Origin of the sequence: Flavobacterium sp. (genome assembly GCF_028689845.1) — a bacterium.
Taxonomy (GTDB): Bacteria; Bacteroidota; Bacteroidia; order Flavobacteriales; family Flavobacteriaceae; genus Flavobacterium.
The window spans coordinates 95774-110926 of sequence record NZ_JAQVCH010000002.1 but is presented as its reverse complement, the minus strand read 5'-3'; the positions used below and the strand labels follow the sequence as shown (position 1 = coordinate 110926).

The following is a 15153-nucleotide window of genomic DNA, read 5'->3' as shown; positions in this document are numbered from 1 at the left end:
TCATGCTTGCGTCGTGTTAGCGTCGTGTTTACGTCATATCAACGTCATACCATCGTCATAGTTGTGGTACTCTAAACAAACGAATTAATAGTAATTCTACTGACGAAATGCGAAAAGTCTACCCATTCAATTCAATATAAGGATAAGAAATTCCGAATGGCACAACGGATCTATAATAATGGCTCTTGACCTAAAAACAAAAGCGTTTACAATCTCACTCGATTATAAACGCTTATGTAATACAATGGGCGGTAATGCTACTTTCTTTCCAATAAAACAAATCCAAACGGACTATCAATAATCACTTCACCATCCTTAACGGTAACGTTCTCACCAGAATAAGCATCAATCAACGCTTCACCATCTTCAAAAACAGCGTTTACGTTGATTGTTTTCTTGCCAATGGGTAAATCTAAGCCAACAATAACGTGGTCGGTATAATCTCCTTTGGTAAATGTTCTACTAAAAGTATAAAACGGAGCTTTAGAAATTTCTTTATGAATTCCCGCACCAATCGCAGGATGATTACTTCTAAAATTCCCTAGTTTTTGAAAGTGAGAAAGTACGTTCTTAGTGTTTTCATTGCTTTTAACATCATCCCAGTTCATAAACGAACGCAAAGTTGCATCGCCTTCCGTTCCTTTAATGTCTAATGGTCGAGCGGTTTCATCTCCATAATACACTTGAGCAATACCCGGTGTTAACAGAAGCTTTGTCCCCGCTTCAAGGCTGCGTTCTCTTTTTTTATCAAACGGCCAACCATCATCATGAGAGGAAACATAATTCATCACACTCAATCCTTTTAAGTCATTTTGTAACGTTTTCGAATAGTTAGAAAACAATTCTTCATACGATTTATGCGCATCGCCTTTAAAATCAAAATTGATTAACGAATTGAATCCATTCTCAAAATAGTTCACTTTTTTATCCCCAAAATCATACCATTGCTTGCCATTAATTCCGTAACCATATACTTCTCCCACCATAAAAAAGCTATTATCATCTAACACTTTGGTTGGATTGTCCTTTTTAAATTGTACAAATGTTTCTTGACACACTTTAGAAAAATCAGCCCAAACAGCCTCGTTTGTATGTTTTACAGTATCTACGCGATACCCATCAATACCAAAATCAGTGATATAGTCTGCCAACCATTTCATGATGTAATATTTTGGAGCTCTCGGATAACCTGTTTGTTTAAAGAAAGCATCTAATTCGGCTATTTCTTCTTCATAACGACCTTCTTTCTTCCACTTTTCCACTAAAGCGGGTGGTAATTCAACCGCTTCATTACTTTCTGTCTTGATGTCTGGAAGGTTTTCAACCAAGGTACAGTCAATGTAGTTTTCATAACTGTCATAAGTACATTTCGGACCTGTTCGCACCCAACTTTCAGGCCATACAGGGTCTAATTCAGTAACTGGCCCCGTGTGATTAATCACCGCATCTAATACGATTCTAATTCCTTTGGCATGTGCTTTTTCAACCAATTCTTTCAAGTCTTCACGTGTCCCAAAACTGGGGTCGATGGCTGTCCAGTCTTTGGTCCAATAGCCATGAAAACCATAAGTGTTTCCCGTTCCTTCGTCAACGGCATCATGAATTTGTTCGACTACCGGAGTCATCCAAATGGCATTGATTCCTAAATCGGTAAAATAACCTTCGTCAATTTTTTGGGTAATTCCTTTAATGTCGCCACCCATAAAATTGCGAAGTACGCCCGTTTCTTTGTCACGAACAATAATTTTATCATTCGCAGGATTGCCATTGTTAAAGCGGTCAATCAATAAAAAGTACAAGTTTGCCCCTTCCCAAACGAAGGGAGTTTCTGTATTTATGGTTTGTTTTTTTGGAGAGCAATTCGTCAAAAATACAATTGTTAAAAAAAGGAATGCTATTTTTTTCATTGTGATATAATTTCAATTATTTCTTTTTGGTTACCAAAATAAGTGATGCCTACCGTTAAGGTGTTGGTTTTTTTATTATAGGTAAACCTTGTCTTTTTATCATTAAACTTAACTTTTTTGGGTTTTGATTCTATATTATGAATGATAAAAGTATATATTTTAATGGAAGTTTGGAAGTTTTTACCTACTTCTCTCTGGATTTCTATTTCTATTTTTTTGCTTTTGTTTTGAGCTTTTAGTTTAATGATTTCATAATTTTCTTTCTCAAAAGCATCAACGGTAGAGCCATCATCAAAATAAAAATCACGACTACTAGAAGTTGATTTTTCATCTAAGAAATAATGAAAAGTCATGTAATTTGCATTATAATTTTCTGTGTTTTGAACTAAATTAGCCATTGGAATAAAGCTGCCTCCGCGAACAAAGGTTGGGATGTTGTTTTCCACAACTGCGATTGGGTGGGTAGTGCCGCCTTCGTATTTTTCTCGATTATAAAAATTGAACCAAGTTGCGTTTTTCGGAAAATAAACTTCTTTCGTTTTTTGACCTGCTTCCATAATCGGATAAATCAGAAAATCATTTCCCCATAAATAGCCATCCGATTTTGTCAATAAAGCTTCATTATCTACTTCTTCAAAAAACAAAGGTCGCATTAAAGGTTTTCCTGTTTGTGAATTTTCAAAAGCTGCATTATAATTATACGGAAGCAGTTGGTAACGTAACTCAATGGCTTGTTTGGCTAATTTCTTTGCCCAATCACTTTTAAAAACCGGTTCAGAAGGAACATCTTCCTGAGCGTGCGGTCTAAAAATCGGATTGAAAACCCCATATTGCAACCAACGAACATATAATTCATCATCTAAATTCGCTCCAGCAAAACCGCCTAAATCAGAATGCATATAAGCCAAACCTTGCATTCCCATTTGAAGGGCAATTTCCACTTGACCAGACAATCCGCCCCACGTTCGATTCACATCACCACTCCACGGAATCATTCCAAATCGTTGCGAACCAGCTGCACCCGCTCGCATCAAAATAAATGGTCTTTTTAATGGAAAGTCGTTGCGATAGCCTTCGTGAATTAATTTCGCCCATTGGTGTCCGTACAGATTATGCACTTCATCCGCCGTTCCAGCAACCGTATTCGCAGAAGAAGGAAACACTTCTGGTTCTCCTAAATCGCCCCAAACGCCAGCAATTCCTTTATCGGCTAATCCTTTATAGATAGACCAAAACCAAGCTTTTCCTTCGGGTTTAAAAACATCGATTAGACCGGTGTTTCCAAAGTAAAAATCCCATGTGGCTGGACTTCCATCTGCATTGGTGGCTACTAATTTCTTAGTTTTAACTTCTTCCCATTTTTTGGAAGTGGTCAAAATAAAAGGTTCAGTCACCGTGATAGTTTTGATACCCATTTTAGTAAAATCAGCCACCATTTTTTCAAACGTGGGGAAACTATCGCGGAAAACTTCTAAATTTCCCATGGTACCTTGAATCTCTTTTCCAAACCAATACAAATCTAAAATAACAGCATCAACTGGAATTTTTTCGTCTTGAAACTTTTGAATTGTTTTTCGAGTTTCTGCTTCAGAATGATATCCAAAACGAGAGGAAAAATTGCCGAATGCCCAACGAGGAGGCAAGGGTTGCCTACCAGTTAATTTCGTATAATTGGACACTAACGCGTCCCAGTTTTTTCCAATGATAATTTGATAGGTTTTTCTGCCAGAAATGGTTTCATATGCTAAAACATTGTTCTTTTTGCTGTCTAAATCTAAATAACCAACTGGAGCATTGTCAAAATGAACCATGTATTTTTTGGACGAAATAACAATAGGAAGTGTATAGTTCATCAATTCTGAATGCGTTTCATAGCCATAATCAGCTCGATTATAAAGAGCTAATTTAGTGCCACGACGATTCATTCTTAAAACGCGAGCTCCACCACCAAATAATTTTTCATCTGTTGAAAGATTAAATTGAAGCACTTCGGTTGAGTCGGCAATAATATTTCCTTTTACTTTTTCTAAAACGGCATGTTTTTGTTTGAAATAGCCTAATTTTTCAGAAAGCAATTCTTTTCCTTGATAGTGATAACGAATTTGAAATGGGTTTTTGATAATTTCCACTTTAAAATCTTGATAGGAAAAAAGTAATTTATCTTGTACATCTATAAGCGTTCCGTCTACTTTTTTAAGTGAAATAACGGCATGTGAATTTGCGTCATATTTTTCACCTTTCGGGATAAACGAGGTTTGAACGCCTTCTGGAATCAATTGAATATGATAAGCTCCATCGTTCACCGAAAGTTCTAAATACTCTTTTTTGATTTCGTGTTTAACATATTTTCGGTTGCTGTTTTGAGCAAATGAAAACGCCGTAATGAACAGAAAAAGTAAAATATTTTTCATGGTTTATTTTAATTTGGTCGTAAAAAGATAGGCCCCTTTTTTATTTAATTTTATTTCTTTATCCCAAATAAATTCTTCATCTGTCAAGACATTTCTGAATTTTTTTGTGCTCAATCCCAATTCGGCATAAGTCGATAACTGTAAAGTTACGGAATCGTTTTTGTTTAAAATCAAAACGACTACTTCTTCTTTTTGCATTCGAACTAAAACATAAACGCCCTTATTGGGAGCAAAATGAATGGTTTTTCCCTCATGAATTGCCTTGCTGTTTTTTCTGTAATTTAAAATTTTAGTTAGAAACGCTTGCATTGATTTTTGGTCGGAAGTTAATCCTTCACCTGTAAATGCATTGACTTTGTCATTTTCCCATCCGCCAGGATAATCGGTGCGAATAAGTCCGTGGTCATTTGGTTTAGCAGTATTTTGCATTAAAATTTCGGTGCCGTAATACAATTGTGGAATTCGTGGCAAAACCAAATACGTTGCCAATGCCATTTTGGTATTTACTATGTTTTCATTCATTTGTGTAAAAATCCGATCCATATCGTGATTATCCGGAAAAATCAGGATATCTTTTGGGGAAGGATAATAGAAGTCATTGGCCAAACCTTCATAAACTCGAACCAAACCAGTGTCCCATGTTTCGGGCTCTTTGATACCTTTCACAATTAAACTTTGCATTGGAAAATCCATAGTAGAACGTAAATGCGATTCGTAACCATCTTTGTTAGTAGCTCCTCTTTGCCAATAGCCAACTAACAACGGATTATAACTCCATTCTTCGCCCACAATGCTAAAATTAGGGTATTCGGTCATGATGGCTCCAGCCCAATTACTCATAAATTCTTTATCAGGATAGGGATATGTATCTTGTCGAATGCCACCAAGGTGCAAGGTTTCAATCCACCAAATACTATTTTGGATGAGGTATTGAGCCATAAACGGATTGCGTTGATTCAAATCGGGCATGGTTTCTACAAACCACCCATTCGTCATTTGCTCTTTGTCTATTTTGGCTGCATAATTGTCTTGATTGCTTGTTCTCCGGTGATTGGATGTAATATATTTCCCTTCTTTTTCATATAATTCTTGGTAGTTAACCCAATCTGGAAAAGGCAAATCGTTCATCCACCAATGTTCGCTACCACAATGATTTGCCACTTGATCCATGATGAGTTTCATGTTGTTTTGATTGAGTTTTTCGGCAAGTTGTTTATAGTCGGTCAATGTGCCAAAACGAGGATCAACTTGATATAAATCGGTTATTGCATAACCATGATAAGAACCACTTTTCATATCATTTGTTAAAACGGGTGTTGGCCAAATGGCTGTAAAACCCAAATTTTTGATGTACTCAATTTTATTTGTAATTCCTTGAATATCACCACCATGTCGTTTATAGTCATGGGTTCTGTCTAAAGAAGTTTCTTTCATCGATTTTACGATGTCATTGGAGGGATTTCCGTTTGCAAATCGGTCGGGTGTAATGAGGTAAATTGCATCAGAACTGTCAAAACCCAAAAATTCATCGGAAGGTTTTGATTTTGGTTTTAATTCGTAGGAATGCGTTATTTTTTTTCCTTTTTCAAATTCAAAAACAATATTGAATTTTCCTGGTTTAGTTGCTTGACTAATCGTTAAATCGATAAACAAATAATTTGGACTTTTAGCTTGATGCACTTTTGTAATCGAAAGGCCTTCATAAGCGATTGACACTTTTGCTTTTCCAATAGTTGGATGATGAACTAACAATTGAAGCTGCTCATTTTTTAATCCAGTCCACCAATTGGGTGGCTCAATGCGGTTGACCTGAGCGGTTAAAAATGAAAATGCGAAACAAAACAAGAGTAATGAAATTTTTTTCATGATTTATTGTTTTATCTCGCAAAGTCGCAAAGACGCCAAGCAATTCTTTTGCGACTTAGCTTCTTTGCGAGCGTTTTTATATAATTTATTTTTTAACTCACAAACTTGCAGAGACGTTAAACATATCTTAGCGTCTTAGCGAGCGTTTATTATACGGTTACTAAACTATTCGGTTCTACTATAATTTGTTTTCCATTTACAAAAACTATAATTTCTTTGTCACCTTCCAACGATAATTTAGTTTCATTTGGACGAACATCTACTTTCAAAATTTGATTTCGGAAGTTAATTTTAAACGAATAACCTTTCCATTGGTTTGGTATTTTTGGCTCAAAATGGAGTTGATTATCTTTTACTCGCATTCCGCCAAAACCTTCTACAATGCTCATCCAAGTTCCAGCCATAGACGTAATGTGTAAGCCTTCATGCACTTCTTTGTTGTAATCATCTAAATCCAAACGAGAAGTCCGTAAATAGAAGGTATACGCTTGTTCCATTCTGCCTAAAACAGCAGCTTGAATCGAGTGAACACAAGGAGAAAGAGAACTCTCATGAACAGTAAACGGCTCATAAAAATCGAAATGTTTTTCTAATTGCTCTTTGCTAAAATGCTCTTCAAAAAAGTAAAATCCTTGTAGCGTATCGGCTTGTTTGATGTAAGGCGAACGTAAAATTCTATCCCATGACCATTTTTGGTTAATTGGTCGTTGCGATTTGTCTAAATCAGAAACTTTTACCAATTCTTTATCTAAGAAACCATCTTGTTGTAAATAGACTCCGTGTTCTTCTGAATACGGGAAATACATCTTGTCTGCTACTTCTTTCCACTGATTGATTTCTGAGAGAGAAAGTTTTGCTTTGTCTAGAATCCGTGTGTAATCTGAACTGTATTCTTTTTCGATTTTATGAATTTGTTCAATAGTATAATCAATACACCATTTGGCAATATAATTGGTATAAAAATTATTATTGACGTTGTTTTCATATTCATTTGGACCCGTAACTCCCAAAATTACAAATTGATTTTGGTCAGTAGAATAAGTCGCTCTTTGATGCCAAAAACGAGCAATTCCGATTAAAACTTCCAATCCTTTTTCAGGAATATAGCTGTAATCGCCTGTGAAGCGATGGTAATTAAAAATAGCAAAAGCGATGGCTCCATTACGGTGAATTTCTTCAAAGGTAATTTCCCACTCGTTGTGGCATTCTTCGCCATTCATGGTCACCATCGGATATAAAGCCGCTCCGTTTTTAAAACCTAGTTTTGCTGCATTTTCAATGGCTTTTTCCAGGTGATTATAACGATATGTTAATAAATTGCGAGCCACTTCTTGGTCTTTAGTCGCCATATAAAACGGAATGCAATAGGCTTCTGTATCCCAATAGGTCGAGCCGCCATATTTTTCGCCCGTAAATCCTTTAGGTCCGATGTTTAATCGCGAATCTTTTCCTAAATAGGTCTGATTTAACTGAAAAATATTAAAACGAATACCTTGTTGTGCTTTTACATCTCCTTCAATGGTAATGTCGCTCATTTCCCAAATCTTAGCCCAAGCATCGATTTGATTTTTTGCTAATACATCGTATCCAAATTCATTCGCTTTTGAAATAATTTGTTGAGCTGCTTGTGCTAAATTACTCTCCTCATGATTGGTTGAAACGGTGTAGCCTCCGTATTTTAAAATGGCAACGGATTGATTTTTTGAGGCAAAAACTTCATACGAACTTTCAATTTTTGTAGAAGATTTTTCAGTATGGCAAGGTGTTGATTGTGTATTTTGACCCTCTACTAAAATACTGTTATGCATAAAAGTACATGCCGAAAAGTTTGTTTTTAGTGTTTTTGAAATTGTAAAACTAGTATTTCCTTGATTTTCAATAGCTAAAATATCCCAAAATTTATCATCCCAATTCGTGTCTTCATTGGTGATTCCGGCATCGATATAAGGTTTGAAAACAATTTTTGCATCTTGATTTAAGGGTCTTACTTCATAATGAATAACGCCTAACTCATCCATGTCTAATGACAAAAATCGTTTAACATGAATGGCTACTTCTATTCCGTTTTGTAAGGTTGCTTCAAATGAACGGTAATAAATTCCTTCTTTCATGTTCAATTCACGGCGGAAGTTATTTACAGTACTACATTTTGCTAAATCGAGGTTTTCTCCGTTAATTTCAATCGTAATTCCGATCCAATTTGGAGCATTTAATACTTTTGCAAAATATTCAGGATAACCATTTTTCCACCAGCCTACTCTGGTTTTATCGGGATAGTAAACCCCTGCAATATAACTTCCTTGGAAAGTTTTGCCAGAATAGTCTTCTTCAAAATTGGCCCGTTGACCCATCGCACCATTTCCGATGCTGAACAAACTTTCTGAAGATTTTACTAAATCTTGTTCAAATCCTTCTTCAATAATTGACCAATTAGCAGGTATGATATAATCTTGATTCATTTTTTTGTGTTTAAAGTTTAAGGTTTCAATTGGATGCTGAAAATCTTCAGATTCATCGAAAACTTTAAAAATACTTATTCTCTTGTGATTAGATTTTCAATAAAATTTAAATCGATATGGGTGAAATCTGGAAAAACAAAATCGGCTTCTCCTAAAATTGAATCGTCTCCAATTCCCACACTAATCATTCCGCCGATATTAGCGGCTTGAATTCCGGCAACAGAATCTTCAAACACGATTGAATTTTCAGGTTTAAAATTTACTTTTTTAGCTCCTTGTAAAAAAACTTCGGGATCTGGTTTGGCATTTGTAACATCATTACCATCAACAATAGCATCAAAATAAGACCTAATCTTTGCTTTCTCTAAAATTGGTTTAGCGTTTTTACTAGCAGAGCCCAAGACAATTTTTTGATTATTTTCTTTCAAAAATTGTAAAACAGGAAGCACGCCTGGCAAAATTTCGCTTTCATTCATATCAACTAAATAAGTTAAATAGTCTTCGTTTTTTTGAACTAACCATTTATTTTTATCTTCTTGACTTGCTTCAATTTGTCCTAAAGCGAGAATAATATCAAGTGAGCGAACACGGCTAACTCCTTTTAACTCTTCATTGTGTTCTGGAGTAAACGCGATACCAAGTTGATGAGCAATCTTTTGCCAAGCTAAATAATGATACTTAGCGGTGTCCACAATTACGCCATCAAGGTCGAATATAAAACATTTTTGATTCATTATTTTTGTACTACATCATCTACATCTTTTACCTTATAGACCAATGCGGCAGCGATTAAAAAGCTTACGCCACTGGTTACCAAAGCAAAAATGGCATGATCATTATATAAATATTTAACTAGTAATCCGCCAATAAGGGCATTAATAATTTGTGGAATTACAATAAAAAAATTAAAAATTCCCATATAAACTCCCATCTTTTTAGGCTGAATAGAGCCTGCTAGAATAGCATAGGGCATTGCCAAAATACTTGCCCAAGCAATTCCGACACAAATCATAGAAAAAATGAGTGATTCTTTGTTTGGCATAAAATACATGGAAATCAATCCAATTCCCCCAATTACTAACGAAATGGAATGGGTTTTTTTACGACCAATTTGTTTCGCGATGTAAGGTAGGGTAAACGCAAATAAAGCAGATACAAGATTGTACACTCCAAAAATAACACCAACCCAATCTCCAGCACTTTGAAATTCGGCACTTGAATGGTCATTAATTGCCAAGCCATAAGTATGTTGTGCAATTGCGGGTGTTGTAAAAACCCACATCCCAAAAAGACCAAACCAAGAAAAAAATTGAACCCAACTTAATTGACGCATCGTGTCAGGCATTTTTTTGAAATCCTCTAAAATGTCAATTAACCTTGATTCTTTTACTTCTGCTTCTTCCAGAACAACATTTTGGTGTGCAATTTCATCTTCAAAATTGGCTAATTCGTCTGGCGAATATTCTTTAGTTGTAAACAGCGTCACCAAAATAGAGGCAACTAATATTACAGCACCGATAATAAAAGAGAGAATAAGATTTAAAGGAATTGAACCTGCTTCTGCTTGATTTGAAATGCCAAACCAATTGGCTAAAACGTAAGGCAACCAAGAACCAAGAACTGCTCCAAAGCCAATTAGGGCTGTTTGAACGCTGAATCCTAAAGTGCGTTGGTCTGTTCTTAAATTATCTCCAACTAAAGCCCGGAAAGGTTCCATGGCAATGTTAAAAGAAGCGTCCATAATCATCAACATTCCGGCACCAACCCAAAGAGCAGGTAAAATGGCAATAAAAATATCGGCTTGTGGCATTAAGATTAAACCCACTGAAGCTAGAATTGCTCCAACAAGAAAAAAGGGTTTTCTTCGGCCGAAACGCCCCCAAGTATTATCACTATAATGGCCAATGATGGGCTGAACTATTAATCCCATTAAGGGAGCAATTATCCAGAACCAAGAGAGATGATGAACATCTGCACCGAAAATTTGAAGTATTCTGCTAGCATTAGCATTTTGAAGGGCAAAACCCATCTGTATCCCTAAGAAACCGAAACTCATGTTCCAAATTTCCCAGAAACTTAATTTACGCTTTTCCATTATCGTAATTAGTTAATAATTAATACGATAAGCGATTTATGGCTTATCAAAACTTTGGTTCGAAGTAAAAATACAAGCTTTGATAATTAAGTACAAATATAGTTTTTTTTTAAAACGAAACTATTTTTTAGTAATTTTTTTAAGAAGTGATTTTTGAGTTTTTATTTTTTAAGGTCAATAAAATCAGTGGTTTACGGCTACTATAACGTTGGCGTAGATTCTCGTTCCACTAGATGTGTCTCAATCACTTCGGTTCTGTATTGCTCGTCATCTTCGTCATCACTTTCTAAACGTTCAATCAACATTTTTGCTGCTTTTCCTCCCATTTTTATACCGTTTTGACTGACTGTGGTAATGCTTGGGGTAGAATATTTAGAAATAATTCCATCTGTAAAACCAATGATGGCAATATCTTCTGGAATTCGCAACCCTTTTCTCAAGGCGGCCTTGATAGCGGTTACGGCAAAGAGTTCGTTTACCGCAAAAACAGCGTCAATTTTTTCGCTTTCAATTAGTTTTTCAATGAGTTCGTCCGATTGGTCAATGTCTTCAATTTTTATGATGAGGTTCTCATTTACTTTCAAGTCATTCATTTGCAGAGCCTTTATATAGCCATCGGTTCGAAGTTTTCCAACGCTAACATAATCTACCGTAGTAATAAGGGCTATTTTATTTAATCCTTTATCAATTAAAGTTTGAACAGCTTGAAAGGCAGCTAGATTGTCATCGATGATTACTTTGTCGCATAAAATATCGTTGGTAACGCGGTCAAACATTACGACCGGCATTCCTTGGTTAATTACTTCAGAGATATGATGAAAATCTTTCTTTTGTTGTGTTTCCTTTGATAACGACATGATAAAGCCGTCAATGCTTCCGTTTGCTAACATTTCCATATTGATTACTTCTTTGTCAAAAGACTCATCCGAAAGGCAAACAATAACATTATAGCCGTTTTCGTTGGCCACATTTTCAACACCACTAATTACGGTGGCAAAAAAATGGTGGACAATTTCCGGAATAATTATGCCAATAGTTTTTGTCTTTCTGTTTTTTAAACTGAGTGCAATATTGTTGGGTTTGTAATTATATAACTTTGCAAAAGCTTGTACTTTTTGTCTGGTATCTTCGCTAATTTCAGAACTATCTTTAAGTGATTTAGAAACGGTGGAAATGGAAACGTCTAATTCTTTGGCAATTTGCTTTAAAGTAACTTTTCTTTTCATGTTTTGTTGAATTAGTAATTTGACAATAAAGATAATTTTATTTTCCTAAAATCGTATTTTTTATGGATAAATTCACAACTATCGTAAAACTTTTCAACACGAAAACGTTTTCGCAGCCTAATTAACGACCGACTGTGAAAATTATCATAAATTTTGCGTAATTTTAACACTCGAAGTAATGATATAAGTTCAAAACAAAAATTTTTAATTTAAACAAACTGTATGAAAACAATTTATAAAAAGTTGTTATTTTTATTACTGCTACTGCCGTTTAGTGCACTTGCACAGAACACATTAAGTGGGGTTGTGACGGAAAATATTTCTGGTCAGCCCTTGCCTGGAGTAAATGTAATTGTGAAAGGTACTACCAAAGGTACTACAACTGATTTTGATGGGAATTTTACACTGTCAGATCTTAAAAAAGGAGATGTTCTTGAATTCTCGTATGTAGGATACAAGAAAACAGATGTTGTCTATGAATCTCAAAAGAGCATCGCTGTTAAATTAGAAGAAGATTTAACACAACTAGATGAGGTAACCTTAGTTGCGGTGGGTTATGGTACTGTTAAGAAAAAAGATGCAACTGGAGCTGTGGCAACAGTTTCAACTAAAGACTTTAATAAAGGTGCAAATGCTACGGCTGAGAGTTTATTAAACGGACGTGTAGCCGGTGTTACTATCAATCAAAGTGGAGCTCCTGGTTCTGGTGCAGAAATCAGAATTCGTGGAGGTTCTTCTTTATTAGCTTCTAACGATCCTTTGATTGTAATTGATGGTTTACCAGTTTCAAATTCAACAGGTGAAGGAGCAACTTCTGTGCTTTCTTCAATTAATCCAAATGACATTGAAAGCTTTACGGTATTGAAAGATGCATCAGCTACTGCAATTTATGGTTCGCGTGCCGCTAATGGTGTAATTATTATTACAACAAAAAGAGCAGGAAAAACGTTGCAAGTAGATTATAATTTTCAATACGGGACTGGTAAAAACTACAATCAAGTTGATGTATATAGTGCAGATCAATTTAGAAGTTTAATTATATCAGAATATCCTACCGATCCGCTGGATCCTAAATACAAACCGGGAAATATCAACGTAGTCAATAAATTAGGCACAGCAAATACCGATTGGCAAGATGAAATTTATAGAAGAACTGATTTTGTGGACAATAATTTGTCTATAAAAGGAAATCTATTTAAAATGATCCCAACGCGTCTTTCTGTAGGTAACACTTACCAAGAAGGTTTGCGTTTGACCAATAGTTTTACTAGAAACACAGTGGCTTTAAATCTTTCTCCTGAATTCTTTGAAAATCATTTGAAGTTTAAAGTAACTGCAAATTATACAAATCAAAAAAATAGATTTGCCGCTGGAGTAGAAGGAGCCGCTATTCGTTTTGATCCAACACAACCCGTTTACGACGCAGCTTCTCCTTATGATGGCTTTTTTGAGTACAGAAATGGACCAAACACATCAAATTTCCTTGCACCGGCTACTAGAAATCCAGTAGCTCAATTGATGCAAACGAATGATATAGGTATAAATAACCGATTTTTTGGAAATTTTGAAGTTGATTATAAATTTCATTTTTTACCTGAGTTGAGAGCTGTAGTTAATTTGGGTTACGATCAACAAAATGGAAACAGAACTGTTGAAGTTAGCAAAAATGCTTTAACAGGGTTTATAAATGGAACTAAGCTTTACGGAACCGATTCTTATTCTGAAAGTACGGTTACCAATAAATTATTAGACAGTTATTTAGTTTACAACAACGAAACTGGAAATTTAGTATATGAGGTTACGGGTGGTTATTCGTATCAAAAATTTGAAAATGAAGGAAACTTTACAAGAAACAGAAACAATCCGCAAGATGTTCCAGGTTCTTATGTAAATGACGATGTTGTTTTGTTAGGTTTCTTTGGAAGAGCTAATTTAAATTTTAGTAATAAGTATTTAGTTACGATGACGTATAGACGTGATGGTACTTCTCGTTTTGGAGAAGACAACCGTTGGGGGGATTTTCCTTCTGTAGCTTTTGCATGGAAACTAAAAGAAGATTTCTTTGCTGATAGTACTAAGCTTTCTGATTTAAAACTTAGATTGGGTTGGGGTATTACAGGGCAACAAGATATTGCAGCCGGAACATTTTACTTACCTAAATACAGTACGGGTGACCCTTATTCGCAGTATATTATTGGCGGAACTGTTTATCCAGTTGGAGTTCCAGAACCTTATGGCCCAGTTAAATGGGAAGAAACCTATTCATACAATGTGGGTGTAGATTATGGATTTATGGATAACAGATTAACGGGAGCATTAGATTTATTCTACAAGCAATCTTATGATTTATTCCAAACGGCTCCGTTTCCTGATGGTGGAAATTATACAAACCAAGGGCCTCAAAATATTGGGGACATGAGTACAAAAGGAGTTGAGTTTTCTATCGCTTATGATGTGATTAAAAAAGAGGATCTTACTTGGAATGTTTCTTTTAATGCAACAAAATATGAAAGAAGAATTGATAAAGTTGCTTTAGGTCAGCCTATTTATACTGGTGCAACTGGAGCAGGTACTGGAGGAACTTCTCAAATTATAGATGAAGGATACGCACCTTTTTCATTCTTTGTATACAAACAATTATATGATGTTAATGGTTCGCCAGTTGAAGGAGCATTTGCCGATTTAAATGGAGATGGTATTATTAGTGGTGAAGACCGATATGTATACAAAAATCCAGATCCAGACTTTTTACTTGGTTTTGCTACGAATGTTAATTACAAAAATTTTGACTTAGGGTTTAACTTAAGAGCTAGTGTTGGAAATCGCATTCTAAATACAACAAAATCTTCAAGATCTTATAGTAGTGTTTTACAAGAAGGTCAAGTATTAGAAAATATTTCAACATTCTATGAATTTACTGGATTTCAGCAGCAAAATGGTGAAAACGTATTGTCAGATTTGTTTGTTGAAAATGGTTCTTTCTTGCGAATGGATTATGCAACATTGGGATATACTTTCCCAAAATGGTTAGAAGGGAAAGCTTCTTTACGAATATTTACTTCAGTTCAAAACCCATTAATTATTACAGAATATGATGGATTAGATCCTGAAATTACAGGAGGAGTTGATCAAACAATATATCCAAGACAAAGACAATTTTTGTTTGGAGCTAATGTGAAATTTTAATTA

Annotated in this window: 8 protein-coding genes; 1 reads left to right on the top strand and 7 read right to left on the bottom strand. The window is 35.2% G+C overall.

Features of this window, described 5'->3' with window-relative positions:
- Positions 1–257: 257 nt before the first annotated feature.
- The 7 genes from PHR76_RS01655 to PHR76_RS01625 form a co-directional block, all read right to left on the bottom strand.
- Positions 258–1907 carry an alpha-amylase family glycosyl hydrolase gene (locus tag PHR76_RS01655; protein ID WP_300057739.1) on the bottom strand — a complete coding sequence of 550 codons (1650 nt, stop codon included), beginning with the start codon at positions 1905–1907 and terminating at the stop codon, positions 258–260.
- Positions 1904–4318 carry a TIM-barrel domain-containing protein gene (locus tag PHR76_RS01650; protein WP_300057736.1) on the bottom strand — a complete coding sequence of 805 codons (2415 nt, stop codon included), beginning with the start codon at positions 4316–4318 and terminating at the stop codon, positions 1904–1906. The genes PHR76_RS01655 and PHR76_RS01650 overlap by 4 nt, the downstream gene beginning before the upstream one ends.
- 3 nt (positions 4319–4321) lie before the next feature.
- Positions 4322–6184: a glycoside hydrolase family 13 protein gene (locus tag PHR76_RS01645; RefSeq protein ID WP_300057733.1), complete on the bottom strand. Its 1863-nt coding sequence runs from the start codon at positions 6182–6184 to the stop codon at positions 4322–4324.
- Between the two features lie 149 nt (positions 6185–6333).
- Positions 6334–8643, bottom strand: coding sequence for a glycoside hydrolase family 65 protein (locus PHR76_RS01640; protein ID WP_300057730.1), 2310 nt, complete (start codon positions 8641–8643; stop codon positions 6334–6336).
- 74 nt (positions 8644–8717) lie between these two features.
- On the bottom strand, positions 8718–9377 hold the full coding sequence (pgmB, locus tag PHR76_RS01635) for a beta-phosphoglucomutase (protein ID WP_300057728.1): 660 nt from the start codon (positions 9375–9377) through the stop codon (positions 8718–8720).
- A complete protein-coding gene (locus PHR76_RS01630) occupies positions 9377–10738 on the bottom strand; it encodes an MFS transporter (RefSeq protein ID WP_300057725.1) in 1362 nt (453 codons plus the stop codon). The genes pgmB and PHR76_RS01630 overlap by 1 nt, the downstream gene beginning before the upstream one ends.
- 200 nt (positions 10739–10938) lie before the next feature.
- Positions 10939–11964 (bottom strand): LacI family DNA-binding transcriptional regulator, encoded by a 1026-nt coding sequence (locus PHR76_RS01625; protein WP_300057722.1) that lies wholly within the window; start codon positions 11962–11964, stop codon positions 10939–10941.
- Between the two features lie 222 nt (positions 11965–12186).
- Between PHR76_RS01625 and PHR76_RS01620 the strand changes: the two genes are divergently transcribed.
- Complete coding sequence (locus PHR76_RS01620; RefSeq protein ID WP_300057720.1) at positions 12187–15150, top strand: SusC/RagA family TonB-linked outer membrane protein; 2964 nt, start codon at positions 12187–12189, stop codon at positions 15148–15150.
- Positions 15151–15153: the final 3 nt, after the last annotated feature.